The organism is Hyphomicrobium zavarzinii ATCC 27496 (genome assembly GCF_000383415.1).
Classification (GTDB): Bacteria; Pseudomonadota; Alphaproteobacteria; order Rhizobiales; family Hyphomicrobiaceae; genus Hyphomicrobium_C; species Hyphomicrobium_C zavarzinii.
The window spans coordinates 548165-572980 of record NZ_KB911257.1 but is presented as its reverse complement, the minus strand read 5'-3'; the positions used below and the strand labels follow the sequence as shown (position 1 = coordinate 572980).

At 64.1% G+C, this 24816-nt stretch carries 29 protein-coding genes; 12 read left to right on the top strand and 17 right to left on the bottom strand.

Translation table 11 applies throughout. The features are described 5' to 3' along the window. Position 1: 1 nt before the first annotated feature. Positions 2-1606, bottom strand: a complete 1605-nt coding sequence (gene serA, locus F812_RS0110595) for a phosphoglycerate dehydrogenase (RefSeq protein WP_020085952.1) — start codon at positions 1604-1606, stop codon at positions 2-4. Between the two features lie 215 nt (positions 1607-1821). On the opposite strand from serA, the gene F812_RS0110590 reads away from it, so the two are divergent. Beyond that, a complete protein-coding gene (locus tag F812_RS0110590; protein WP_026868030.1) occupies positions 1822-2124 on the top strand; it encodes a hypothetical protein in 303 nt (100 codons plus the stop codon). Positions 2125-2189: 65 nt separating this feature from the next. Here the strand turns inward: F812_RS0110590 and F812_RS0110585 are convergent, their stop codons facing one another. After that, positions 2190-2465, bottom strand: coding sequence for a PepSY domain-containing protein (locus F812_RS0110585; RefSeq protein WP_020085950.1), 276 nt, complete (start codon positions 2463-2465; stop codon positions 2190-2192). Positions 2466-2642: 177 nt separating this feature from the next. Here F812_RS0110585 and F812_RS0110580 point away from each other — a divergent pair, with 177 nt between their 5' ends. From F812_RS0110580 to F812_RS0110565, 4 genes are all read left to right on the top strand, one after another. Then, a complete protein-coding gene (locus F812_RS0110580; RefSeq protein ID WP_020085949.1) occupies positions 2643-2933 on the top strand; it encodes a PepSY domain-containing protein in 291 nt (96 codons plus the stop codon). Next, positions 2933-3598 (top strand): response regulator transcription factor, encoded by a 666-nt coding sequence (locus tag F812_RS0110575; protein WP_020085948.1) that lies wholly within the window; start codon positions 2933-2935, stop codon positions 3596-3598. The genes F812_RS0110580 and F812_RS0110575 overlap by 1 nt, the downstream gene beginning before the upstream one ends. After that, positions 3595-4956, top strand: coding sequence for a sensor histidine kinase (locus F812_RS0110570; RefSeq protein WP_020085947.1), 1362 nt, complete (start codon positions 3595-3597; stop codon positions 4954-4956). The genes F812_RS0110575 and F812_RS0110570 overlap by 4 nt, the downstream gene beginning before the upstream one ends. 181 nt (positions 4957-5137) lie before the next feature. Continuing rightward, positions 5138-5404 (top strand): PepSY domain-containing protein, encoded by a 267-nt coding sequence (locus tag F812_RS0110565; protein WP_020085946.1) that lies wholly within the window; start codon positions 5138-5140, stop codon positions 5402-5404. A 144-nt stretch (positions 5405-5548) separates the two neighbouring features. Here the strand turns inward: F812_RS0110565 and F812_RS0110560 are convergent, their stop codons facing one another. The 8 genes from F812_RS0110560 to F812_RS0110525 form a co-directional block, all read right to left on the bottom strand. Continuing rightward, a complete protein-coding gene (locus F812_RS0110560) occupies positions 5549-5857 on the bottom strand; it encodes a hypothetical protein (protein ID WP_156827357.1) in 309 nt (102 codons plus the stop codon). A gap of 202 nt (positions 5858-6059) precedes the next feature. After that, complete coding sequence (locus F812_RS0110555) at positions 6060-6818, bottom strand: SDR family oxidoreductase (RefSeq protein WP_026868028.1); 759 nt, start codon at positions 6816-6818, stop codon at positions 6060-6062. An 18-nt stretch (positions 6819-6836) separates the two neighbouring features. After that, positions 6837-7754 (bottom strand): 3-hydroxybutyryl-CoA dehydrogenase, encoded by a 918-nt coding sequence (locus tag F812_RS0110550; RefSeq protein WP_020085943.1) that lies wholly within the window; start codon positions 7752-7754, stop codon positions 6837-6839. 173 nt (positions 7755-7927) lie between these two features. Beyond that, entirely contained in the window at positions 7928-8872 is a 945-nt protein-coding gene (locus F812_RS0110545; protein ID WP_020085942.1) for an electron transfer flavoprotein subunit alpha/FixB family protein, read from the bottom strand. After that, positions 8872-9627, bottom strand: a complete 756-nt coding sequence (locus tag F812_RS0110540) for an electron transfer flavoprotein subunit beta/FixA family protein (protein ID WP_026868027.1) — start codon at positions 9625-9627, stop codon at positions 8872-8874. The genes F812_RS0110545 and F812_RS0110540 overlap by 1 nt, the downstream gene beginning before the upstream one ends. A gap of 276 nt (positions 9628-9903) precedes the next feature. Further along, on the bottom strand, positions 9904-10605 hold the full coding sequence (locus tag F812_RS0110535) for a rhomboid family intramembrane serine protease (RefSeq protein WP_020085940.1): 702 nt from the start codon (positions 10603-10605) through the stop codon (positions 9904-9906). A 36-nt stretch (positions 10606-10641) separates the two neighbouring features. Beyond that, positions 10642-11220, bottom strand: a complete 579-nt coding sequence (locus tag F812_RS0110530; protein ID WP_020085939.1) for a cob(I)yrinic acid a,c-diamide adenosyltransferase — start codon at positions 11218-11220, stop codon at positions 10642-10644. Positions 11221-11313: 93 nt separating this feature from the next. After that, the gene (locus F812_RS0110525) at positions 11314-11508 is read right to left on the bottom strand and encodes a twin transmembrane helix small protein (protein ID WP_026868026.1); all 195 of its coding nucleotides are present in this window, start codon (positions 11506-11508) and stop codon (positions 11314-11316) included. Between the two features lie 484 nt (positions 11509-11992). Between F812_RS0110525 and F812_RS0110520 the strand changes: the two genes are divergently transcribed. The 5 genes from F812_RS0110520 (at position 11993) to F812_RS0110500 (ending at position 17103) form a co-directional block, all read left to right on the top strand. Further along, the gene (locus F812_RS0110520) at positions 11993-13528 is read left to right on the top strand and encodes a murein hydrolase activator EnvC family protein (RefSeq protein ID WP_020085937.1); all 1536 of its coding nucleotides are present in this window, start codon (positions 11993-11995) and stop codon (positions 13526-13528) included. After that, entirely contained in the window at positions 13528-14964 is a 1437-nt protein-coding gene (locus tag F812_RS0110515) for a S41 family peptidase (RefSeq protein WP_020085936.1), read from the top strand. The genes F812_RS0110520 and F812_RS0110515 overlap by 1 nt, the downstream gene beginning before the upstream one ends. 169 nt (positions 14965-15133) lie before the next feature. Continuing rightward, a complete protein-coding gene (locus F812_RS0110510) occupies positions 15134-15658 on the top strand; it encodes an RNA pyrophosphohydrolase (RefSeq protein WP_020085935.1) in 525 nt (174 codons plus the stop codon). A gap of 193 nt (positions 15659-15851) precedes the next feature. Continuing rightward, entirely contained in the window at positions 15852-16373 is a 522-nt protein-coding gene (locus F812_RS0110505) for an RNA pyrophosphohydrolase (protein ID WP_020085934.1), read from the top strand. 187 nt (positions 16374-16560) lie between these two features. After that, complete coding sequence (locus tag F812_RS0110500; protein WP_020085933.1) at positions 16561-17103, top strand: ester cyclase; 543 nt, start codon at positions 16561-16563, stop codon at positions 17101-17103. Positions 17104-17349: 246 nt separating this feature from the next. Here F812_RS0110500 and F812_RS0110495 read toward each other — a convergent pair whose 3' ends face one another. The 7 genes from F812_RS0110495 to F812_RS0110465 form a co-directional block, all read right to left on the bottom strand. Beyond that, a complete protein-coding gene (locus tag F812_RS0110495) occupies positions 17350-17739 on the bottom strand; it encodes a F0F1 ATP synthase subunit epsilon (RefSeq protein ID WP_020085932.1) in 390 nt (129 codons plus the stop codon). A gap of 75 nt (positions 17740-17814) precedes the next feature. After that, entirely contained in the window at positions 17815-18075 is a 261-nt protein-coding gene (locus tag F812_RS0110490; RefSeq protein ID WP_026868024.1) for a hypothetical protein, read from the bottom strand. A 101-nt stretch (positions 18076-18176) separates the two neighbouring features. Further along, positions 18177-19610, bottom strand: coding sequence for a F0F1 ATP synthase subunit beta (gene atpD, locus F812_RS0110485; protein WP_026868023.1), 1434 nt, complete (start codon positions 19608-19610; stop codon positions 18177-18179). A gap of 76 nt (positions 19611-19686) precedes the next feature. Beyond that, positions 19687-20088 carry an organic hydroperoxide resistance protein gene (locus F812_RS0110480; protein WP_020085929.1) on the bottom strand — a complete coding sequence of 134 codons (402 nt, stop codon included), beginning with the start codon at positions 20086-20088 and terminating at the stop codon, positions 19687-19689. Positions 20089-20135: 47 nt separating this feature from the next. Beyond that, on the bottom strand, positions 20136-21026 hold the full coding sequence (locus F812_RS0110475; protein WP_020085928.1) for a F0F1 ATP synthase subunit gamma: 891 nt from the start codon (positions 21024-21026) through the stop codon (positions 20136-20138). 82 nt (positions 21027-21108) lie between these two features. After that, complete coding sequence (gene atpA / locus F812_RS0110470; protein WP_020085927.1) at positions 21109-22638, bottom strand: F0F1 ATP synthase subunit alpha; 1530 nt, start codon at positions 22636-22638, stop codon at positions 21109-21111. A gap of 118 nt (positions 22639-22756) precedes the next feature. Beyond that, positions 22757-23317, bottom strand: coding sequence for a F0F1 ATP synthase subunit delta (locus F812_RS0110465; RefSeq protein WP_026868022.1), 561 nt, complete (start codon positions 23315-23317; stop codon positions 22757-22759). A 361-nt stretch (positions 23318-23678) separates the two neighbouring features. On the opposite strand from F812_RS0110465, the gene F812_RS23450 reads away from it, so the two are divergent. Together F812_RS23450 and F812_RS0110455 are read left to right on the top strand one after the other, a co-directional pair. Next, positions 23679-24299 (top strand): BA14K family protein, encoded by a 621-nt coding sequence (locus F812_RS23450; protein WP_083929153.1) that lies wholly within the window; start codon positions 23679-23681, stop codon positions 24297-24299. A gap of 204 nt (positions 24300-24503) precedes the next feature. Further along, positions 24504-24791 carry a hypothetical protein gene (locus F812_RS0110455; protein WP_020085924.1) on the top strand — a complete coding sequence of 96 codons (288 nt, stop codon included), beginning with the start codon at positions 24504-24506 and terminating at the stop codon, positions 24789-24791. Positions 24792-24816: the final 25 nt, after the last annotated feature.

The following is a 24816-nucleotide window of genomic DNA, read 5'->3' as shown; positions in this document are numbered from 1 at the left end:
ATCAAAGCTCGAAGGTTACGACCTGCGCCACCGCTGGCAATGCCTGAATCTCGGCAAGCGCTGCGTCCGCAAGCGGCGCCGAGATGCTGATGAGCGCGATGGCGTGGTCCTGCCCTCCGGCGCCGGCCCCGTCGATACCCACATGCATACGCGAGATATTGATCGCCTCACGCGCCAGAATGCCGCCGAGCGCGCCCACCACACCCGGCCGGTCCAGGTGACGTGTGAAGATGAAATGTCCCTTTGGCACGGCCTCGACATCGTAGGCATCGATCCGCACGAGGCGCGGCAGCCGCCCGCCGAGTAGCGTGCCCGCAACCGTCGTCGTCGCCGTCTTGGTCACGGCGCTGATTTCCACGAGCGACACGTAATCCCGGGCAAGCTCCGAGCGCGACTCCCGCACCTCGATGCCCTGCGCGCGGGCAAGATGCGTGGCATTCACCCGATTGACTGGCCCCGCGAGGCGCTTGTCGAGCAGTCCGACGAGCGCTTCCGCCGTAATGGGGCGCGCATCGAGCTCCGCCACACTACCATAGAGCCGCACCACCAGCTCACTGATGGGTCCGTGGCTGAGCGAGCCCACGAGCCGGCCTAGCGCATGCGCCAACTCCTGATAGGGCCGCGTGCGGTTGAACTGCTCGCTCGAGATGCGCGGCAGGTTGACGGCCGTCTCGGCGGCCCCGCTCGTCAGGAAGCGGGCGATGTCCTCCGCGATCTTGACGCTCACGGCCTGTTGCGCCTCCTCGGTCGACGCGCCGAGATGCGGCGTAACGACCACGCTGTCGAGGCTGAGCAACGGCGAATCCTTCGGCGGCTCCTTCACGAACACGTCGAGCGCCGCGCCTGCCAGATGCCCGCTCTGCAAGGCTTCGAACAGCGCCGTCTCGTCGACCAGCCCGCCCCGTGCGCAATTGATAAGGCGTGCGCCGTGCTTCATCTTCGCGATGCGGCTCTGATCGATGAGATTGCGCGTCTTATCGATCAACGGACAATGCAGTGTCACGTAGTCCGCGCCCGAGAGCAAGGCGTCGAGCTCCCGCGGCTCCGCACCCGACTGCGCCAGGATTTCCGGAGAAACGAACGGGTCGTAGGCCCACACCTGCATCTTGAGGCCCGAGCATCGCGCCGCAACCAGCCGCCCGATGGTGCCAAAACCGATGACGCCGATAGTCTTGCCTGCAAGCTCCGCGCCGACATAGCGCGTGGGCTGCCACTCACCGCGCCGCACGGAGCGATCGGCTTGCGGCAAATGACGGCTGAGCGAAAGAAGATGAGCGATGGTCAGCTCTGCGGTCGTCGTCGCGTTGGCGTCGGGTGTGTTGAATACAACGATGCCGCGTTCCGTCGCGGCAGGCACATCGATGTTGTCGACGCCGATACCAGCTCGCCCGATCACCTTGAGCGAAGTTCCAGCCGCAATGACCGGCGCTGTGACGCGCGTTTTTGAGCGTACGATAAGCGCATCGTAACGCCCGATGCAGGCGATGAGCCCGGCCTCGTCGAGCCCGGTTGCGACATTGACGGAAAGCTTGTCGCTCGACTCGAGCAGCTTGCGCCCGTCCTCGTGAATCGGATCCGCGATGAGCACACGAAAGGTCTCTGTCATTCGTTCCGGCCTCGTATCCAAGATGTGAATCGAGCGGCCATCTGACGATGGCGTCACGCCGCTACGTTTGGCGGTCTACGGAGCGGAGAGCAACATCAAAACCGGCACCCTAGACCAAAGCAGCGAGTCGCCTCGGAAGAGCAGGCGCAAGCTCAGGCGGAACCGAACCGCAAAGCCGATGTTCTTGATGAGCGTCTGTGGCCATGGAGGACATCATGCCGCAAGGAGACAAGAGCAAGTATACCGTCAAGCAGGAGCGCAAGGCTGACCACATCGCCAAGGGATACGAGAAGCGGGGCGTGAAGAAGAAGGAAGCCGAGCGCCGCGCGTGGGCAACCGTCAACAAGGACGACGGCGGCGACAAGAAACCCGGCGGCTCGGGCCGCGGCCGATCGACCGGAAATCCCGCGGCCCACAAGGGCGGAAAGCTCGGCGGCAAAGCATCAGCCGCGCGCCCGGCAGCCGCAAGATCGGCCTCTGCCCGTAAGGCCGCGGCAACGCGCAAGCGCCGCGGATGAAAGAGATCTTCTGAGACCGGGCTCCGGCGGTCCGATGCCGCCGGAGCAAACCATATCCGCGGACTTCAGTCGCGATAGCCCTTCAGGATCTCGCCGGTCGCCGGATGAACGTGCGCTTCCACCCGAACGCCGTCTGCGTTGGTGCCTTCGAACTCGTAGGCGCCGTCGTCCGCCTCGATCTCGTGCACCTTGTAGCCCTGCCCCTCGATCTTCTTGATCACGTCCGAGATCGAAAGCCACTGATCACGCGGCACATTCAGCGGCCCGGTGTAGTCGTCGCCGGCGAACGCGGGTGCGGCGAGAGCGAGAGACAGGGCCGACACGGCCAACAGCTTCTTCATAGGATCATCTCCGTTTATGTTGTATGCGACCGGACGCAGATGTCGTCCGGTCGACGCATCCTCGCTCAACCCCGCTGATCCCTCGCTGATGGCCGCTGTCAGCGGTTTGTCAGCAGAAAACGTGCATAAATCGCCCCTATGAGACTGTCTCGAACCACACCCTCTCACGCGCTATTTTTGGCGCTGTCCCTCGTCGTAGCGGCCCCAGCGGCCCACGCCGACAACGACGCGCGCGATCAGGCCCTGGCCCGCAAGGCTCTGCTCGAAGGCCGTATCAAATCCCTGTCCGACATAACGGAGCAGGTGAAACCGAAGCTGCCGGGCAAGATCCTGGGCGTCGAGCTGGACGTCGAGAAGGGCGGCCGCTTCGTCTATGAATTCGACGTCATCGATTCCGCCGGACGGCTGAAGGAAGTCGACGTCGATGCAGCGACCGGCGAGATCCTGAGCATCGAGGACGACGACTGATGCGTATTCTCGTGGTCGAGGACGAGCCGCAGATCGCATCCGGCATTTCCGCCGCGCTCGCGGCTTCCGGCTATCAGCCACGCATCGCGGCCGACGGAGAGGAAGCCTGGTTTCTGGGCGACACCGAGGACTTTGATCTCGTGGTGCTCGACCTCGGCCTCCCCAAGATGGACGGCCTCGCGGTCCTCAAGCGCTGGCGCACCGCCGGGCGGCAGATGCCGGTGCTGATCCTCACCGCGCGGGGCGCTTGGCCGGAGCGCGTGGAGGGCATCGACGCCGGCGCCGACGATTACCTCGCAAAGCCGTTTCAGATCGAGGAGCTGATGGCGCGCGTGCGTGCCCTCATCCGCCGCGCGGCCGGCCACGCGTCGCCGGTCATCGAGTCGGGTCCGATCTCCATCGACACGCGCCAGATGCGCGTCCTCGTGAACGGCACGAACGTCGCGATCTCTCCGCTCGAATATCGCCTCGTCGCTTACCTGCTGCATCACAAGGGACGCGTCGTCTCCCCCGGTGAGCTGATCGAGCACCTCTACGGCGACGACGACGCACGAGACGCCAACGCGCTCGAAGCCGTCGTCACGCGCCTGCGCAAGAAGCTCGGCGCAGACGTCATCCAGACACGGCGCGGGTTCGGCTACATGGTTGCAGGCGCCCCCGAATGAGACTCGGCTCGCTGCGCCTCAGGCTTCTGCTGGCGGGCGCCGTCTCGACCGCTATCGCGCTCGCGCTCGCTGCCTACGGCCTGACCGTTCTCTTCGAACGGCACGTCGAGCGGCGCATCGACGCCGAGCTGACCGTCTACCTCAACCAGCTCACCGCGCATCTCGAGCCCGCGCCCGAAGGCGGCATCCGGCTTCAGACGTCTCCCGCCGATCCTCGCTTCGACGTCCCCCTCTCCGGCCTCTATTGGCAGATCGTGCACGAAGAGAGCGGAACAGTGCTCCGCTCACGCTCGCTGTGGGATTCGGAGCTGGCGCTTCCCGCGGAGCCGAACGTCGACGACCAGATCCACCATCACCACATCGTCGGCCCCGCGAAAGCCCAGCTCTACCTCCTGCAACGCCGTATCGAGCTTCCTCCGCGCATGGGCGGCGGCACGGCACGCATCGCGGTGGCCTGGGACGCGGCGGAGATCTCCAACGCCGTCCGCGAGTTTGCCGTCGATCTCACGCCCCTCCTGGCTATCATCGGCGCGCTTCTCCTCGCCGCGACCTGGATCTGGGTGACCATCGGATTGAAGCCCCTAGCCGCAGTCCGCACGCAACTTGCCGCCATCCGCTCCGGTAAGAGCAAGCGCCTCGGATCGAGCTTTCCCGACGAGGTTCGCCCGCTCGCCCACGAGATCGACGATCTGATCGACGCGCGCGACGCCGAGCTCGCCCGCGCCAAGAGCCGAGCCGGAGACTTGGCCCACGGCCTCAGAACGCCGCTGCAGGTTCTGCAGACTGAAATCGAGCGCTTGGCCAAAGGCGGACAGACGGACGTCGCTCTCAATCTCTCGACGGTCACCCGCACCATGCAGAGAACCGTCGAGCGTGAATTGGCGCGCGCGCGCCTCGCTGCCCCCAACCGGAGCGCGGAGACCAGCGTCGCGACAGCCATCGAGCAGGTGATCCGCGTCGTCCAGCGCACCCCCGACGGCGAGCGCCTCGACTGGATCGTGGACGTCCCTGCCGGCCTCAACGCGCCCATCGATCGCGACGACCTGTCGGAAGCCATGGGCAACCTGATCGAGAATGCCGCGCGCCACGCACGCCACGCCGTCACCATAACCGCCCGCCGCGACGGCACCTGCATTACCCTTTCGGTCACCGACGACGGGCAAGGCATCCCCGAGGGGCACTTGGCCGAAGCGCTCCGCCGCGGTGGACGCCTCGACGAGCGCGGATCGGGCGCGGGCCTCGGCCTCGCCATCGTGACGGACATCGTCGACTCCTGGGGCGGCACGCTGACCCTGAAAAACGCAAATCCGGGCCTCACGGCGACCCTGAGCTTCGAAACCGCCCCGCGCAGATCCTGACCTCCGCACCGGCCTCGGCAAGTCCATCGACATCCGCCTGACAATTCGCTGACAGAGCCCATCAGGGGGCCGTCAGGGGCGATCTCCTAGTTTGTGTCTGTCGAAAACGTCGTGCGCGGTTTCTGAGGCTTCCCAACCGCACGCGGCCAAACGCCAACGTTTGAAGAGAAAGAGATTGAATATGCAGAAATTGATGCTGGCCCTCGCAGTGCCCGCCCTCGCCACGGCAGCGCTTGCCTCTTCCGCTTCCGCCGGCGACCGCCCGCCGAACCCTGCCGAGCGCGCCCGCGTCGAGGCCGTCCTCAGCGCCAACGGCTTCGTCTCCTGGCGCAAGATCGAGCGCGATGACGGAAAGTGGGAGGTCGACGATGCCCGCCATGCCAACGGCCGCGTCTATGACGTCGATATCCGCGGCGGCCACATCGTGAAGCGCGAGCTCGAGGACTAAGCCTCGGACGCTCCTGAAGGCCTCTCCGCGCCCCTGGCAAAAGCCGGAAATTCATGGAGCCGATTTCAGACTCTGGCGGGCCGTCTCACAAGGACGCCCGCCCTTTTTGTTTCACCCGCCGCGAACGCAAGAAAAGCAGAGGCCTCAAACGCACTGCTTCTTCGCGGCGAGAGCATGAAGCGCGTCGCTCTCGGCGGTGGCGCGCTGGAAATCACTCGTCGCCTTGAGCCCGTCACCCGGCCCGCCGAACATGCGGCCAAGCGCGGCGCCCACCGTCGTCGGCCGGCTCCGTTCTTCCACCGCCGCCCTGGCGGGTAAGCTCTTGATCTGAAGGCTCAGGATGTCGAGGCGATCCTTGATCTGCCGGCACGCCAGCTTCTCTTCGTCCTCGCTCACCAGATAGGTTCCGTCGGGTTGATACCCGGCGCGGGGAATACCGGCGAGATCCTGCATCGATGCGCAACCGCCGAGCGCGACCAACGCGCACGGGGCCAGCAGCCGAAAGCATATCCTGCCGATGTTTGAGAGCATCCCGCCCGTTTCCCCCTGTTGGCGCGACGATCAACGGCTGCGCGACCCTTCAAAGAGACCCAGCAAGATCTATTTGAACCGCGGAATGCGCGCAACCGTAGGTGCCCAATCGCCCCCTGAAACCTCATCCTCTCCCGACAAAGGGCATCTTTGTGGCCATCAGCGTCATGAATTGAACGTTGGCATCGAGCGGAAGGCTGGCCATGTAGACGACCGCATCGGCCACATGGGCGAGATCGAACCGCGGCTCTGGCTTCACGCTGCCGTCGGCCTGAAACACACCGCGCGCCATCGGCTCCGTCATCTCGGTTTCCGCATTCCCGATATCGATCTGCGAGCAGGCGATATCGAAAGCGCGCCCGTCGAGCGAGAGAGACTTGGTGAGCCCCGTGATCGCGTGCTTGGTCGAGGTATAGGGCGCGGAGAAGGGGCGTGGCGTCACCGCCGAGATCGAGCCGTTGTTGATGATGCGCCCGCCCCGCGGCATCTGCCGCCGCATCATTCGAAACGCCGCTTGCGCGCAGAGGAAGGCCCCGGTCAGATTGACGCCGACAACCGCTTTCCATCTCTCAAAAGGAAGCTCGTCGATGGTAACGGCCGGCGCCGAGATGCCGGCATTGTTGAACAGCACATCGACCCGCCCGAAGGCCTCTTCGGTTTTTTGGAAGAGGCGCAGGACGGCCGCTTCATCGGCGACGTCCGTGGCGACCGCGAGCTTGCGTCCCGGGCGGGCGGTGCACGCATCGAGCGTCTCGTCGAGCGCGGCTTGACGGCGCCCGGCGAGCACCACGTCGAAGCCCGCGTTGAACAGCGCGACGGCAACCGCACGGCCGATGCCGCTTCCGGCGCCGGTCACCACCGCCACTTTCCCCGCCTGTGTCATGGCGAATGCCCGCGCGGATCAGCGCGTCGGAACCGGCTTCTCGCCGCGATAGTCGTAGAACCCGCGGTTCGTCTTGCGGCCGAGCCAGCCTGCCTCGACATACTTCACGAGCAGCGGACAGGGACGATACTTGGAGTCCGACAGCCCTTCGTACAGCACCTGCATCACCGCGAGGCACGTGTCGAGGCCGATGAAGTCGGCCAGCTCGAGCGGCCCCATGGGATGGTGCGCGCCAAGCCGCATCGCCTTGTCGATCCCCTCGACCGTGCCGACGCCTTCATACAGCGTGTAGACGGCCTCGTTGATCATCGGCAGCAGAATGCGATTGACGATGAACGCCGGGAAATCTTCGGAGACGGCCGTGGTCTTGCCCAGGCTCTCCACGAACGTGCGCGCCACGCCGAACACGTCGTCCTCGGTGGCAATGCCGCGGATCAGCTCCACAAGCTCCATCAGCGGCACCGGATTCATGAAATGCATGCCGATAAAGTGCTCGGGCCGGTCCGTGGTGGAGGCGAGCCGCGTGATCGAAAGCGACGACGTGTTGGTCGCAAGCAGCGCGGACGGCTTCAGCTTCGGGCACAACTCCTGGAAGATGCGCCGCTTGACCGACTCATCCTCCGTGGCCGCCTCGATCACGAGATCGCAGTCGCCGAGCGCGTCGAGGTTCGGCGCGAACTGGATACGACCGAGCGCCGCCTTCATGTCGGCTTCGTTGACGACGCCCTTGGCCACCTGACGGCCAAGATTCTTCTCGATCGTCGAGATCGCCTTGTCGACCGCTTCCTTGCGGACATCGGTCAGCAGCACATCGTACTTTCCGAGCGCGATGACGTGCGTGATGCCGCTGCCCATCTGGCCCGCGCCGATCACACCGACCTGCTTGATGACCGGGACCGGTCTAACGGCCGGCTTGGCTTTGACTGCAACATCCATGGTGAATGTCCTTCTTGTCCCGGGCCCGCCGGAGCACATCCTGCGGAGCCTGTCCCGGCATCATGTCGGGGCCACGCTGCGCATGAAAATCCGGCATACGCACCGGTTCGTCGTAGAAAACGCGACGCCAAAACTGTAGGGCGCCCGATCTTTCGATCAAACGCCCCCTGATCTTAAAGTCCGGCCTTGCCGAGTTCCGCGTCGAGTTCCGGCAGGGCTTGAAAGAGATCCGCAACGAGACCGTAGTCGGCGACCTGGAAGATCGGGGCTTCGGCGTCTTTGTTGATCGCGACGATGACCTTCGAGTCTTTCATGCCGGCGAGATGCTGGATCGCGCCCGAGATGCCGACGGCCACATAGAGCTCGGGAGCGACCACCTTGCCGGTCTGGCCGACCTGCAGATCGTTCGGCACGAAGCCCGCATCGACCGCTGCGCGCGAGGCACCCATCGCCGCGCCGAGACGCGTCGCGATCGGCTCGATGTAGGTCTTGAAATTCTCACCGTTGCCCATGCCGCGGCCGCCGGAGATGACGATCTTGGCGGCAGTGAGTTCGGGCCGGTCCGACTTCGTGAGCTCCGCGCCGACGAAAGAGGAAATGCCGACGGCGGGTGCAGCCGAAACGCTCTCGATGGGAGCCGAGCCGCCTTCGGATGCCGCCGCGAACGCAGCCGTCCGCACCGTGATCACCTTCTTGGCTTCCGTCGACTGCACCGTCTGGATGGCGTTGCCGGCATAGATGGGCCGCTCGAACGTATCCGGCGAAACCACCTTGATGATGTCGGAGATCTGCATCACGTCGAGCAGAGCAGCCACGCGCGGCAGCACGTTCTTGCCCGAGGCCGTGGCCGGCGCGATGATCGTGTCGTAGTTGCCCGCGAGCGAGACTACGGTCGCCGCGATTTCCTCGGCGAGACCGTTGGCGAGATGCGGGGCGTCCGCCACCAGCACCTTGGCAACGCCGTCGAGCTTGGAAGCAGCTTCCGCAGCCGCCTGCGCGGCGTGGCCAGCGATCAGCACGTGCACGTCGCCGCCGATGGCCTTGGCGGCCGTCAGCGCCTTCCCGGTGCTGGCGCCGAGCGCCGAGTTGGAATGATCCGCAACAAGAAGAATAGCCATTAGATCACCCCCGCCTCGGTCTTGAGACGGCGCACCAGCTCAGCCACATCCGCCACCTTCACGCCGGCCTTACGCACCGGCGGCTCCGTGGTCTTGAGCACTTTGAGACGCTGGGCGACATCGACGCCGTAATCGGCGGGCTTCTTCACATCGAGCGGCTTCTTCTTCGCCTTCATGATGTTGGGAAGCGAAGGATAGCGCGGCTCGTTCAAGCGCAGGTCCGTGGTGACGATCGCGGGAAGCGTGAGCTTCACCGTTTCAAGACCGCCGTCCACCTCTCGCGTCACGTTCACGGCGCCGCCTTCGGGAACGACCTTGGATGCGAACGTACCCTGAGCCCAGCCGAGCAGCGCAGCGAGCATCTGGCCCGTCTGATTGCTGTCGTCGTCAATGGCCTGCTTGCCGAGAACGACGAGGTCGGGCTTCTCCTGCTCGACGACAGCCCGCAGAAGCTTGGCGACCGCGAGCGGCTCGACCGGCGTATCGTCAGCCGTCTCGACGAGGATCGCGCGATCGGCGCCGATGGCGAGCGCGGTCCGCAGCGTCTCCTGTGATTTCGTGGTTCCGATCGACACCGCGACGACTTCAGTCGCAGGATCTTTTTCCTTGATCCGGACAGCCTCCTCGACGGCGATCTCGTCGAAGGGGTTCATGGACATTTTGACGTTGGCCAGCTCGATCCCTGATCCATCCGCCTTGACGCGGATCTTGACCGCGTAATCGACAACTCGTTTCACCGCGACGAGGATCTTCATGATGCGCGGCGCTCCCCGGCGCACTGCCTTGTTCTGGTCATTGCTTTCCTGGTTTTTTACGTTCCGAAATTTGCCCGCGGGAGAACGAACTCGCGGCCCACCTGCGCTGCCCGTCTCCCTTCGATGTCACCGGCGCCAGCCCCATGGCATAAACTCGAGTGACCTCTGACTTTACAAGCCCTTCGCAAGTGCGAGAGAGGAAACTACGAGCCGCCAGGGTTCAAGTCAATGCGGCCAGCAGAAGGACTTCTGCCGCCCGAATTGGCAGGACACGGATCAGCTTCCGTAACCATACCCCCTGTCGAACAGCGGCACACCCGGACGGCGCAGAAAAACCACCAGCACCGCACCCGCAATCAGCCCGCCGATATGCGCCCACCAGGCCACCGGTCCCACCTGCGGCAGCAGCACCATGACGACCTGGATGAGGATCCACAGCCCCAGCGCGAAAGCAGCCGAGATCCGGAGCGGAATGGCCTTGAGGGCCAGCACCCACACCCGGACCCGGGGATGCAGAACGAGATAGGCGGCGATCACGCCCGCCACCGCCCCGCTGGCCCCTATCAAGGGGCTTTCCGAGCCGGGCTCGACCCAGGCGTGCAGCAAGCCGCCCGCCACGCCACATGCCAAGTAGAAGAAGAGAAACTTGAGATGCCCCATGGCATCTTCGACGTTGTCGCCGAAGACCCAAAGAAAAAGCATGTTACCGGCAAGATGAAGCACATCGCCGTGGAAGAACATGTAGGTCAGCAGCGTCAGCCGCTCGGGCACCGCCGGCCCCATGGACTCGGTCGGGATCGGCAGCAGGCTGGTATCGAACAACTCCCTGGGAACAATGGCGAAACTGGCGATCGCCACCTCCTCGAGCCGCGTCACCTCGAACAGGTACACGATCACGTTGATCGCGATCAGCATGATCGTCACATACTGAAAGCGGATCGATTTCAGGGAGTTCTCGTCGTGTAGCGGAACAAACATGGCTCGGTCCCCCTCGGCTCGATCCACAAGCAGCTTTTAGCGGTTTTGCCCTGGCACCCACAGCACGTCGCTGCGGCCCCGGTCGTTCACGTAGCGCCCCGCCACGAAAAGGAAATCGGAAAGACGATTGATATACTTGAGGGCCGCGGCGCTCACAGGCTCGTCCTCCTGGGCCGCCAGCGCCACCATCTCACGCTCCGCGCGCCGGCACACCGTCCGCGCCACATGCAGGGCCGCCGATGCCGGAGATCCGCCAGGAAGAACAAAGGATTTCAGTGGTTTAAGCTCTGAGTTCATCTCGTCGATCTCGGCTTCGAGGCGCGTGACCTGATCGTCCGAGACGCGCAGCGCCTCGAACCCCAGCGCCTTCCCCCGGTCCGGCACGCAGAGATCCGCACCGAGATCGAACAGGTCGTTCTGCACCCGGCCGAGCTTGGCATCGAGGCCCGGATGCCCCGCGAGATGGATGCGCACCATGCCGAGCGTGGCGTTGGTTTCGTCCACCGTGCCGTAGGCCGCGATCCGCAGCGCATCCTTGCGCACGCGTTCCCCTGTGCCGAGGCCCGTGGTGCCGGCATCGCCCGTCTTCGTGTAGATCTTGTTGAGTTTGACCATCGTGAAGCAAATCCCCCAATCGGCGCTCACACTAGATTGCTTGCGTCAAAGTGGGAACCGCTTTCCGACGCGAAAAAGAGCCATTGAGACCCGTCACATGTGCTGTTTGACGTAGACGTACGCGACGATCATCACGATGGCGGCGAACTGCAGGCCGACACGCCAGCGCATCAGCTTTTGGCTGAGGTTGGGGCTACGCCCCCGGGTCATGACCCACAGTCCCATCAGAAGCACGATCAGGACCGCGAACACCGCGCCTGTCGACAGGTAGTACATTGCGGATTGCATACGAAAAAGCCTCGATTTTCGGGACGTCGGTATCCTAACGTAAGGTTAGCTCGCTTCAAATACCATGCGGCCCTCTCGGCGCAATCCGGCGCCGCTCGCCCCCGTACGTTGTTCAAACTTTGTTTGCGCTCCCGTGCCCTAATTCTAACCACTTATCCGGGCGTTGTAGGTTCGGCTGCGCCCCCTCGGGAAGGGACGCGTGGCAAGGGTTGCTCCGGAGTGTTTGTTCCGGCGCGATCGTAGGTTAAACAGCGCCCTTGGGATGAGGCCGCGGCGTGGGGATGCCGAGGGGCCGCTCGCTGGGGAAATCGAACGCAAAGCGCGCGTCCGGCCGGTGCGCCGGAACGCGGACACGAAAGTTGATCGATCGCGGGGCGCCGAGCCGGCATCCCGCCGAATGTCAGATTTATGAGACCATGAAGACCAGGGTCGGTGGTGCGGCGTACGGCACGGGTCATCTCAGTCGGGCCAGATGGGCTAGGGTGTGAGCCGAACCAGGATTGCGACCTCCAGCGAAAAGCAACGCGCCCGCCGCATCGCGGCGGCGCTGACGCTTGCGATGGCCGCTTCCGGCGCTGTGATGTCCGCCGCGCCAGCCCAAACACCCCAATCGACGGACGACGCGACAAGGAAGCTCGAGAACCAGAAAAGCGAGCTTGCCGCAAAGGAAGCCCGTGATCGCGAGCTTCAGAAGGATCTGGTCAGCATTGCCGACGAGCGGCGCGAGATCAACGCGCGCCTGGTCGAGACCGCCGCGCTCGTCCAGAAGAGCGAAGAGCAGATGACGGCGATCGAGAACCGCCTCGCCGGCTTCGAGAAGCAGGAGCAGGCCGTCCGCGCCTCCCTTGCCAAGGAGCACAGCAAGATCTCGGGAATCCTCGCAGCCCTCCAGCGCATGGGGCGCAACCCGCCGCCGGTGATCATCACCCAGCGCGAGGATGCGCTCGAGATGGTGCGAAGCGCCATGCTGCTCGGCATTGCCTTCCCGGGGCTGCGCGAGGAAGCCCGCGTGCTCACCACCAAGCTCAACGAGCTGGTGGGCATCATGAACAACATCCGCCGCGAAGGCGACAACCTGCGCGCCGAACGCGACCGGCTGAACGCCACTCAGACACGCCTTGCGAGCTTGCTCGAAACCAAGAAGCAATCGCTGGCCGACCGTCAGGCCGAGCTGAAGCAGGTGCGCGAGGCCACCGCCGAGATCTCGAAAAACGTCAGCGACTTGAGCGAGCTGATCGCCCGGCTGAGCCAGCAGGTGAACACCACCCCAACGCTGTCGCCCCCGGAGAAGCCGGAAGACCAGCAGGTTGTCGCCATGCTGCCGCCTGCCACTCCGCCGAAAGCGCCCGCGGGCTCCGAAGCCGTCCCCGCCGCCCGCACCATCGCGCCGGATACCGCCGTGGACAGCGCCCCGCCGGCCCCCCCCCAGCGGGCCGAGGAAGTGGCGATGATGACCCCGCCGCCGGCGCGCGAGAAACCCTCCTCGATCGTCGAGCTGGCCCCGTCCACGACCGCCTTGATGCCCGGAAAGCCGGACCGGATCACGCCCGCCATCCAGTTCCAGCACGCGAAAGGCAAGCTGCCTCTCCCCGCGCGCGGGCGCAGGGCCTTGGGTTTTGGCGACAAAACCCAATATGGAGGAACGTCCAAGGGTCTCGTCCTGGAAACCCGGTTCGGCGCCAGGGTGACCTCACCCTGCGACGGCTGGATCGTGTACGCCGGAGAATTTAGAAGCTACGGGCAACTCTTGATCATCAACGCCGGCGGCGGGTATCATGTGCTGGTGGCCGGATTGTCACAAATGGATGTCGGCCCCGGACAGTTTGTATTGGCCGCCGAGCCGATCGGGACGATGAGTAGCGCACCTCGCACAGCACAATTGGCGTCCGAAAAGACGGGAATGGGCCAAGCGGCGCCGCAAGCCAGCGCGCCCGTTCTCTACATCGAGTTTCGCAAGGACGGGCAACCCATAGATTCGGATCCATGGTGGGCCGCCTCTGATCAGAAGGTACAGGAATAATGCGCAAGACCGATCTGGTGTTCTGGACGTTTTTGACGATGACGGGTCTCGCCGGCGCCACCACCGTGCTGAACGTCTCGCAAACGTACTCGGCCAATTCGCCGAACTCGGAACTCTATCGCCAGCTCGATCTCTTCGGTGACGTGTTCGAGCGCGTCCGCTCCGACTACGTCGAGAAGCCGGACGACACCATGCTGATCGAGAGCGCGATCAACGGCATGCTGGCCGCCCTCGACCCGCACTCCTCTTACATGAGCCCGAAGAACTACCGCGACATGCAGGTGCAGACGCGCGGCGAGTTCGGCGGCCTCGGCATCGAGGTCACGATGGAGAACGGCGTCGTCAAGGTCGTCTCGCCGATCGACGACACACCCGCCTCCAAGGCCGGCATCCAGGCCAACGACCTCATCACCCATCTCGACAGCGAGCAGATCTCGGGCCTCACGCTCGAACAGGCCGTCGAGAAGATGCGCGGCCCGGTCAACACGCCGATCACGCTGACCGTCGTGCGCAAAGGCAAGGACGAGCCATTCGACGTGAAGATCGTCCGCGACTTCATCCGCATCAACGCCGTCAAGGCCCGCGCCGAGGGAGACATCGCCTATCTCAAGGTCACCACCTTCAACGAGCAGACGCACGCCAACCTCGTGAAGTCGATGGACGCCCTCAAGAAGGAGATCGGTCCCAAGCTGCGCGGCTTCGTCATCGATCTGCGCAACAACCCCGGCGGCCTTCTCGATCAGGCCATCGCCGTGTCCGACGACTTCCTGGAGCGCGGCGCCATCGTGCTGACCAAGGGCCGCAACAACGAGGAGACGCAGCGCGCCCAGGCTCGCCCCGGCGACACGGCCGAAGGCAAGCCCATCGTCGTGCTGATCAACGGCGGCTCTGCCTCCGCGTCGGAGATCGTGGCCGGCGCCCTCAAGGACCACAAGCGCGCCACCATCATCGGCACGCGCTCGTTCGGAAAGGGCTCGGTGCAGACCATCATCCCGCTCGGCGCCAACGGCGCGATCCGTCTCACCACGGCTCGCTACTACACGCCGTCGAACCGCTCGATCCAGGCGAAGGGCATCGATCCGGATATCGTCATCGAGCAGGAGCTTCCCGAGGAGCTGAAGGGCAAGACCACCGAGAAGCCCCGCGGCGAGGCGAGCTTGCGCGGACACCTCAAGGGCGAGGATGCGCTCAAGGCCGAGCAGGCTGAGAAGAACGCCGAAAAGGAAAAGACCGAGGCCGGTAAGGAAGAACCCAAGGAAGAGCCGAAGGAGGAATCGGGATCGTCGGCTTACGTGCCGAAGGAGCCCGAGAAGGACACCCAGCTCCAGTACGCCCTGAGCTTCCTGCGCGGAACCGCGACCGGTGAGACGGTTGCCAAGCCCGCCCAGCCGCCGTCCACCCCGGGCGCTAACGAAAAGAGCACGGTTCCGAACTGACACCGGTTGCTCGCATGAGATCGCGCCGAGAGCTTCGGCTCCGGCGCGGAAACCTGAACCGGCATTGCCCCTGCGGCATAGTGACCGGATGAGACCATGAGATGGGCGCTGATCGGCGCCCATCGCCGTTTCCACGCCAAACAGCCCGCCAACAGAACGAGCCTTCCGCATGAGCACGCCCAAGCCGGATCCCGCGACCCTCAGCTATCGCCCCTGCGTCGGCATCATGGTGCTGAACCGCGAGGGACGTATCTGGGTGGGCCAGCGCGCCGACATGCCGGGCGATGCCGAAGGACAGGGAACCTGGTGGCAGATGCCCCAAGGCGGCATTGATGAGAACGAAGACCCGCGCCTAGCGGCCTTGCGCGAGCTGCGCGAGGAAACCGCCATCAAAACCGTTGAGATTATTGCGGAAACACCGAGCTGGCTGACCTACGATCTGCCACCTCATCTGATCGGCGTCGCCTGGGGCGGCCGCTACCGCGGCCAGCGTCAGAAGTGGTTCGCCGCCCGCTTCCTCGGCGCAGAATCCGAGATCGATCTCGGCATCCCCGGCACCCCGAACGCCGAGTTCGTCACATGGCGGTGGGCCTCAGCCGAGGAGCTTCCGGCCGCCATCGTCCCCTTCAAGCGGGACGTGTACCTGGAGGTGCTCCGCATCTTCGAGCCCCTCCTCGGCAAGCCTGCCGGCTAACCCACCGATATTCCGCACGGCACAGACGGGCTGACAAAAACTCGCTAACTTCGCGGGTATGATGTCGTTTGAATAGTTCGGCGCCACGCGGGCCCGGAACCATGATTCCCGTTCGAACCCTATCGAAGGCGGGACAATCGTGACCCCGGCTCAGGCGCCGGTTCCGCACGCGAACGCCGGTCCGCCCACACCCATGAAGCACACAGAGCTAAGCCACATCTCCAAATCCCGCGAGCTTCCCTACAGGCCTTGCGTCGGCATCATGCTTCTAAACAAGACCGGCCGCGTCTGGACCGGCCGCCGCCTGCCGAAGTGGAGCGGAGACAAATCCGGCTACATCTGGCAGATGCCGCAGGGCGGTATCGACAAGGGTGAGGAACCGATCGAGGCAGCCTATCGCGAGTTGCGCGAGGAGACGGGAATCACCAGCGCCGACGTCATCGCCGAAATTCCCCAATGGCTGACTTATGACCTGCCCGAGCCGCTCGTCGGCGTTGCCCTCAAGGGCAAGTACCGCGGCCAGCGCCAACGCTGGTTCGCCATGCGGTTCTGGGGCGACGACAGCGAGATCGACATCCGCCCGCGCAATGGCAAAGCCGAGTTCGACCGATGGAGCTGGCGCGAGATGTCGGAGCTTCCCGACCTCATCGTCTCGTTCAAGCGGCCCGTTTACCAAACCGTCGTAGAGAGATTTGCCTATCTCGCCCAAAGCTGAAATGAAAGAGCGATCGAACACGGATCAAATCTGATTCCGATCAATCTGGTCACCCAGCCTGCTGGCTATACGAATTTGATAATCCAACGGCTCTCGCCCCGGCGGAGCTGAACCGATTGTTGTATTCCCACGTTCCCTCAAGATCCGCCGCCCGCCGTTTTAAACGCAGACCCGCCGAGTTCAGCACATGTCCACACGCACCTTGACGAGAACGCTGCCCCCCTTCAACGATGGCGCGAACTACCAGACCGGCCAGCCATTCGATCAGGCCGAATACGATCGCATCAAGGAGCTTTGGCTCGATCACATCGCCGCCGAGCATCGCGGCGACATCCCCGGCCTCCTCGCCACCCTCACCGAAGACTGCGTCTACACCATCCTGAACAACGGCAAGGTCTGGAACGGCCACGAGGGCGCGGCCAAGTTCTACGACGGCTTCCTAAAGGCGTTTCCGGAGAACTGCTTCTCCGTGGTCAACGTCTTCATCGGCCCCCAGGGCGTGGTCGAGGAAGCGCACTTCAACGGCGTCCACCACGGCGATCTCATGGGCCTGCCTTCCACCGGCCAGCCGATCGAGTTCGACGTTGTTCTGCTCTTCCCGTGGGATGCGGAGAAAAAGAAGTTCAAAGGCGAGCGCATCTACTTCGCCATCGAGCACAACCTGCTCGCAAACGTCGGTCAGCTCCTCCGCCGCATGGGCCGCAAGCTGGACTTGGCGGAGCAGAAGTAGCCGTTCCCTTTTTTCAACGTGTGCGTATCTGGATCCCGGCCTGCGCCGGGATAACGGCCCTGTTGTGGGAAACGCCTGCCACGAATGTCTCGTCACCCCGACGTCATGGCGAAGCCATGCTCCGCATGGGCGGTCGGGGCCCAGACACGTCACGATGCAAGTCCAGGATCGGACACGAGGCGCGCTTCAAAGCAAAAGCGCCCGGACAACGCCGGGCGCTTTTCAATTTCACAACCGAAAAGGCGCTTAAGCCTTGAGCGCCGAGAGCGCAGCGATTGCCTGGTTGGCAACGAGACGCTGCTCGTCGGTCTTGGCCTGAGCCAGCTCGGCCTCGGCCTCGGAAAGCTGCGTCGAGATCGCCGAAGCGTTCAGCTCCGCGACGTCGTAAGCCTTCTCGGCGAGCACCGTCAGACGATCGGGCTCCACCTGTGCGAACGCCTGCCGCACGTAGACCCGCGACTTGCCGCCGGCGAGCACCACGTCGATCACACCAGGCCGCAGCGTGGAAATCAGCGGAGAATGGCCGGGGAGAATGGTCATGTCGCCCTCGGCGCCCGGGAGCTGAACCTGCTCTGCCTCGCCCGAAAGAAGAACCTTCTCGGGGCTGACCAGCTCGAATGTGAACGTCTGAGCCATTGGCTTCTCTTCCTCAAATTCTGAACCGGCCCGCGCACCCGTGCGATCCGCAGGCCGCGGAAGGCGACGGCGCGCTTACGCGTCGTCGTCCTCGTCGTCACCCGCCTTCGCCCTGACCTCGTCAGGCGTCTGCACGCCCTTGCCACAGAACGGGCAGAAGAAAATCGGATGATCGACCATGCCCGGCTCTTCGTCCTCGAGCTCCACGAGCCCGACGGACATGTAGAGCACGCCGTCGTCACCGACCGTGATCAGCGGCTCGAACTCCTCGCCGCTCATCGCCTCTTTCAGTTCTTCGCAGCAAGAGCCAAAGCTCTGAGCGTCTCCACCTGCCATCTCAACCCCCGCTCCGTCGCCTTGCGACCGGATTTCACTTCTAGACAGACGCAAACGCGAGATCGCCCGGCCGGTGCCGGCCGGACGACTCTAGGACTCTATCAGGCGGCCTCAGCCAGCTTCTCGGCCTTAGCGATGGCCTCGTCGATCGAGCCCACCATGTAGAACGCCGGCTCCGGCAGATGGTCGTAGTCGCCCTCGCAGAGACCCTTGAAGCCCTTGATGGTGTCGGCGAGCGACACGAGCTTGCCGGGCGAGCCCGTGAACACTTCCGCGACCGTGAACGGCTGGGACATGAAGCGCTCGATCTTGCGGGCGCGGGCCACGGCCAGCTTGTCCTCTTCCGAGAGCTCGTCCATGCCGAGAATGGCGATGATGTCCTGCAGCGCCTTGTAGCGCTGGAGGATCGACTGCACCTTACGGGCAACCTGGTAGTGCTCCTCGCCGACGATGCGCGGATCGAGCATGCGCGAGGTCGAGTCGAGCGGGTCGACTGCCGGGTAGATGCCCTTTTCTGCGATGGTACGCGAAAGCACCGTCGTCGCGTCCAAGTGAGCAAACGAGGTGGCGGGCGCGGGATCGGTCAAGTCGTCGGCGGGCACGTAAATGGCCTGCACCGAGGTGATCGAACCCTTCTGCGTGGTGGTGATGCGCTCCTGGAGAGCACCCATGTCGGTGGCGAGCGTCGGCTGATAGCCCACCGCCGAAGGAATACGTCCGAGCAGAGCGGACACTTCCGAGCCGGCCTGCGTGAAGCGGAAGATGTTGTCCACGAAGAACAGCACGTCCTGGCCCTTGTCGCGGAAGTCCTCGGCGACCGTGAGGCCCGAGAGAGCGACGCGCATACGAGCGCCCGGCGGCTCGTTCATCTGGCCGTACACGAGGGCGCACTTGGAGCCCTTGGTCGAGCCGTTGTTCTTCTTCGGGTCGATGTTGACCTTCGACTCGATCATCTCATGATAGAGGTCGTTGCCCTCACGCGTACGCTCACCGACGCCCGCGAACACGGAGTAGCCGCCGTGTGCCTTCGCGATGTTGTTGATGAGCTCCATGATGAGAACGGTCTTGCCCACGCCGGCGCCGCCGAACAGGCCGATCTTACCGCCCTTGGCGTACGGAGCGAGCAGGTCGACGACCTTGATGCCCGTCACGAGGATCTGCGCTTCCGTCGCCTGATCGGCGAACTGCGGAGCGGGCTGGTGGATGGCGCGCGTAGCGTTGGTCTTCACCGGGCCTGCTTCGTCCACCGGCTCGCCGATGACGTTGATGATGCGGCCCAGGGTCTCCTCGCCGACCGGAACCGAGATCGGCGCGCCGGTGTCCTCGACGCTCTGGCCGCGCACGAGACCTTCGGTCGAGTCCATGGCGATGGTGCGCACGGTATTCTCGCCGAGATGCTGCGCAACCTCGAGAACGAGGCGGTTGCCCTGGTTCTTGGTTTCGAGGGCGTTCAGAATTTCCGGCAGATGGCCGTCGAACTGCACGTCGACGACAGCGCCCATAACCTGACGAACCTTACCAACCTTGCTTGCCATTTTCCTCTCCAGCCAAAATGCTCAGACCATGATCGCTTCGGACCCTTTTAGTCCGAAGCGTGACTCATCGGTCTCACTATGCGATCGACAGCGTCACGGGGATGTTTCCGCGCGTCGCCTTTGAATAGGGACAAATCTGATGGGCCTCCTCGACCAGCGCTTGCAGCGCGGCCGGATCGGCACCGGGAAGCGAAACCTTGAGATCGACGGCGAGCGAGAAGCCGTCCGTGGTGTTGAGCGTCACATCGGCCGTCACGCGCGCCGCCTGGCCATCGAGCCCGTGCTTCTTTGCAAGCACGAGGATCGCCTGGCCGAAGCAGGCCGAATACCCAAGCGCGAAGAGCTGCTCGGGATTGTGGCCTTCGCCCGATCCGCCGAGCTCCTTGGGAAGCGACATGGCGAGAGCGAGCTTGCCGTCGGCGAGGACCGCTCGGCCGTCACGGCCGCCCTTCGTCGTTGCTGTCGTTCTATATGCCATTGTCAACTCCTCGACGCTCTACCAGCCGGGACCTGCACACGATTGCCCTAGAGCGCTTCCGCGCCCGAGATGATTTCGATGAGTTCCTTGGTGATGTTCGCCTGACGCTGACGGTTGTACTTCACGGTCAGCTTGTTGATCATCTCGCCAGCGTTGCGCGTGGCGTTGTCCATGGCGCTCATGCGTGCGCCCTGCTCGGACGCGGCATTCTCGAGCAGACCGCGGAAGATCTGCGTGGCGATGTTGCGCGTGAGCAGGTAGCCGAGGATCGCATCCTCGTCGGGCTCGTAGTCGACGACCGACTGTCCAGCCCCCGCCTTGGCATCGTCTGCGGCGCTCGTCTCCGGCAGCTTGGCCGGGATGAGCTGAAGCGCGGTCGGCTTCTGCGCGATGACGCTCTTGAACTCGGCGAAATAAAGCGTCGCAACGTCGAACTCACCGGCCTCGAACATGGCGAGCACCTTGTTGGCGATCTCTTCCGCGTTCGAGAAGCCGAGCTGGCGCACGCCACGCAGGTCGTGACGCTCGACGATGTTGCGGCCGAGATCGCGGCGCAGGTTGTCCGCGCCCTTGCGGCCCACCGTGAGGATCTTCACCGTCTTGCCGGCCGCGATCAGCCTCTGGGCATCAGCGCGTGCAAGCTTCGAGATGTTGTTGTTGAAGCCGCCGCAGAGACCGCGCTCGGCCGTCATCACGATCAGAAGATGAACCTGATCCTTGCCCGTGCCGACGAGGAGAGGCGAGGCCCCTTCACGGCTCGCGCGCTGGTTCAGCGCGGCCAGAACCGCGTCCATGCGCTCGGCGTAAGGACGGGCGGCAGTTGCGGATTCCTGCGCACGGCGAAGCTTCGCCGCGGCCACCATCTGCATGGCCTTCGTGATCTTACGCGTCGCCTTCACGGAGGCGATGCGGTTTCTGAGATCTTTTAAGCTCGGCATTCGAGCGTCCTCGAGAGTTCGGCCCTAGCCCTCCCGCGAAGCACCGGATCGTATCCGGCTTCGCGGAACGGGCATTGCTGACTTAAGCGACGAAGGTCTTGGCGAAGCCGTCGAGCAGGTCGACCAGCTTCTTCTCGGCGTCGGCAGAAAGAGCCTTCTCGGCGGCGACCGATGCGAGAATCGACTTCTCGTCGCGGAGCGCTGCAAGCAGGCTCTGCTCGAACTTGCCGACGGCCGAGACCGGCAGCGGATCGAGATAGCCGCGCGTGCCGGCGAAGATCACCGCAACCTGCTCTTCCATCTTGAGCGGAGAGAACTGCGGCTGCTTGAGAAGCTCGGTGAGGCGTGCGCCGCGTGCGAGCAGCTTCTGCGTGGCGGCGTCGAGATCCGAGCCGAACTGCGCGAAGGCCGCCATTTCGCGGTACTGGGCGAGCTCGCCCTTGATCTTGCCGGCAACCTGCTTCATCGCCTTCGTCTGTGCCGACGAGCCGACTCGCGACACCGAGAGACCGACGTTCACGGCCGGACGGATGCCCTGATAGAAGAGGTCCGTCTCGAGGAAGATCTGGCCGTCGGTGATCGAGATCACGTTGGTCGGAATGTAGGCCGACACGTCGTTGGCCTGCGTCTCGATGACGGGGAGCGCGGTGAGCGAGCCCTTGCCGGCGGCGTCGCCGAGCTTGGCGGCGCGCTCGAGCAGACGAGAGTGCAGATAGAAAACGTCGCCCGGATAGGCTTCACGGCCCGGCGGACGACGCAGCAGAAGCGACATCTGGCGATAAGCGACGGCCTGCTTGGAGAGGTCGTCGTAGGCGATCACGGCGTGCATGCCGTTGTCGCGGAAGTACTCGCCCATGGTGCAGCCGGTGAACGGCGCGAGGTACTGCATGGGAGCCGGGTCGGAGGCCGTGGCGGCGATGACGATGGAGTATTCGAGGGCGCCGCGCTCTTCGAGAACCTTGACGAACTGAGCGACGGTAGAGCGCTTCTGGCCGACGGCGACGTACACGCAATAGAGCTTTGCGCCTTCGTCGGTGCCGGCGTTGACGGACTTCTGGTTCAGGAAGGTGTCCAGAATGATCGCCGTCTTGCCGGTCTGGCGGTCACCGATGATGAGCTCGCGCTGGCCGCGGCCGACGGGGATGAGAGCGTCCACCGCCTTGAGACCGGTTGCCATCGGCTCATGCACCGACTTGCGGGGCAGAATGCCGGGCGCCTTCACGTCGACGCGCATCTTCTTGTCGGACTGGATCGGACCCTTGCCGTCGATCGGGTTGCCGAGGCCGTCGACCACGCGGCCGAGCAGACCCCTGCCGACCGGAACTTCCACGATGGCACCGGTCCGCTTGACGGTGTCGCCTTCGCGAATCGTGCGGTCGTCGCCGAAGATAACGACGCCGACGTTGTCGGCTTCGAGGTTGAGAGCCATGCCGCGAATGCCGCCCGGGAACTCGACCATCTCGCCGGCCTGAACATTGTCGAGACCGTAGACGCGCGCAATGCCGTCACCGACCGACAGCACTTGGCCGATCTCGGAAACTTCAGCTTCCTTACCGAAATTCTTGATCTGATCTTTCAGGATCGAGGTGATCTCTGCAGCCCGGATGTCCATCACTTGACCTCGTCTCTTGGGGCGTTTTCTCTATGTGTTCTGATCTTGTGAGCGCGCCTGTTCGGCAGGCTCTGAAACGTACGTGGGGAAGGCAGGGCGCAAGGCCGAAAGCCTGGCGTCAATGGCCTCCCTTGAGCGAAAGCGTGAGATTGGAAAGCTTCGTCTTGAGCGACGAATCAACCATGCGGCTGCCGAGCTTCACGACGAGACCGCCGATCAGCGAAGGATCGACCTTCGTCGCGAGCGTCACGTCCTTGCCGACAGTGGCCTTGAGAGCAGCCTTGAGGGCTTCGGCCTGAGCATCGGTCAGCGGATGGGCGCTGGCCACTTCCGCCGTGACCTCGCCGCGCGACTTGGCCGCGAGCGCCTTGAAGGCGCGCGCCATGTCGGGAGCCGCGAACAGCCTGCGATTACGAGCCACCAGGTTGAAGAAATTGCGCGTCAGGGTGCCGACGCCCGCCTTATCCAGCAGAATGCCGAGCGCACGGGCCTGGTCTTCGCTTGCGATGACCGGGCTACGGATGAGCCGAACCAGATCGGGGCTCATGTCGTAAAGCTGCTCGAATTTTGCGAGATCCTGCTCGACCTCGGCCACATTTTTCTGCTCGACTGCAAGATCGAACAGGGCCGCCGCATAGCGTCCGGCCACTCCGCCTACGATTGGTTCTTCTGTCGCCACGTCAAGAAATCTCGCGCGCTCAAGGGGTTGGAGGAGCCCCGCGGCCGAAGCCACAGCCCTTTTTCATGATGATGACGTTGCAGACAGGACAAACCGCACCGCTGAGTTGCGCTGTACCCCGTCTGAAGCCCGCGGTTCTGTATCATGTGCGTCACGGCGCATCAACCGGCCTAACGCGTCTCTAACGCGGCATTTCCGCGGCCATTCAGCACTCCGCCCGGCCCTCTCCGAGAAAATAATCCTCAGCCCCCGGCCAATCGGTGTGATTCCTTCGCGCAGACCCCACATCCTTAGGTAACGGCCCGAGCGCCTTCCACGTGGCCCAGTCGCGTGGTGCAAACCAAACTAAGGAGCATAAGGCATGAAAACAGCGAGACTACTGGCCGTCGCGGCCCTGGCGGCCCTTCCGTTGGGCGCAGCGCCAGCCGCAGCAGCGCCAGCCGCGCCCGGCCCCGCGAGAGCGCTGTCGAACGACACCACGAGAGCGCCCGTCATCAACGTCCGTAAGGATGGCGGCGGAGGAGGTATGAGGGCAGGCGGAGGTTTTCGCAGTATCGGGCCCGCCTCGAGAGGCGGCGGCCCTGCCTTCAAGCCCGCAGGCCCTGGCTCGATCCCGAGATCTCTCGGCGGCGGAAATCCTGGTTTCCGCGCCGGACAACACCGGCCCGGTCCTCCGGCGTTCCGAGGTCCGCGTCCCGGCCCCAACTACGCATGGCGCGGTGGCAAGCACCATCACCACGGCTACCCGCATCGCCGCTTCCCGCGCGGCTATTACGGCGGCTATCCGTACTTCTATGATTACGGACCTTCCTACTACGACAGCTATTATTACGACGACGACTACGATGACGACGCCGTCGTCTATGCCAACGACGGTGACGCCGTTGCGCGGTGCGAGTCCCGTTACCGCTCGTTCGACCGGGCCACGGGAACCTTCCTCGCCAACGACGGCAAGCGCAAGCTCTGCCCCTACCTCAAATAGCTGAGCCGCGCTGAACCAGCAGAAGATCGAAAACCCGCGCCGGCAGCTCGAAAAAGCTGACCGGCGCGTTGTTTACGCATCTCCAACGAAGATGAACGGAAGCTGCAAGCATCGTTCAACACGAGTTCAGAGTGTCCCCGCTATCAAGGATCTCAACGTGCCGGGACAGTCCCGGCGCAAGGATCGGGACGAAGGGGACACGATATGTCGTTCAAGAAATTCGCCACCAGCGCTGCCGTCATCACGAGCTTGCTCGCCGCCAACATGGGTCCGCTCGCGACCGCCGCCAGCGCCCATGACAGATGGAACGGATATGAAGGCCGCGGCTATTCGCGCCACTATGATGGCCCGCGCGATTACTACGGCCCGCGCCATCGCTACGCCTACAAGCGCCACCGCGACAACCGCGGTAAAGACATCGCGAAGGGCATCGCCATCGGCCTCGGCGTGCTCGCAGTCGGCACGATCCTCTCGTCGGGCCACCATCGCTAAGCCGCGCTTGGCGTAGACACAGACG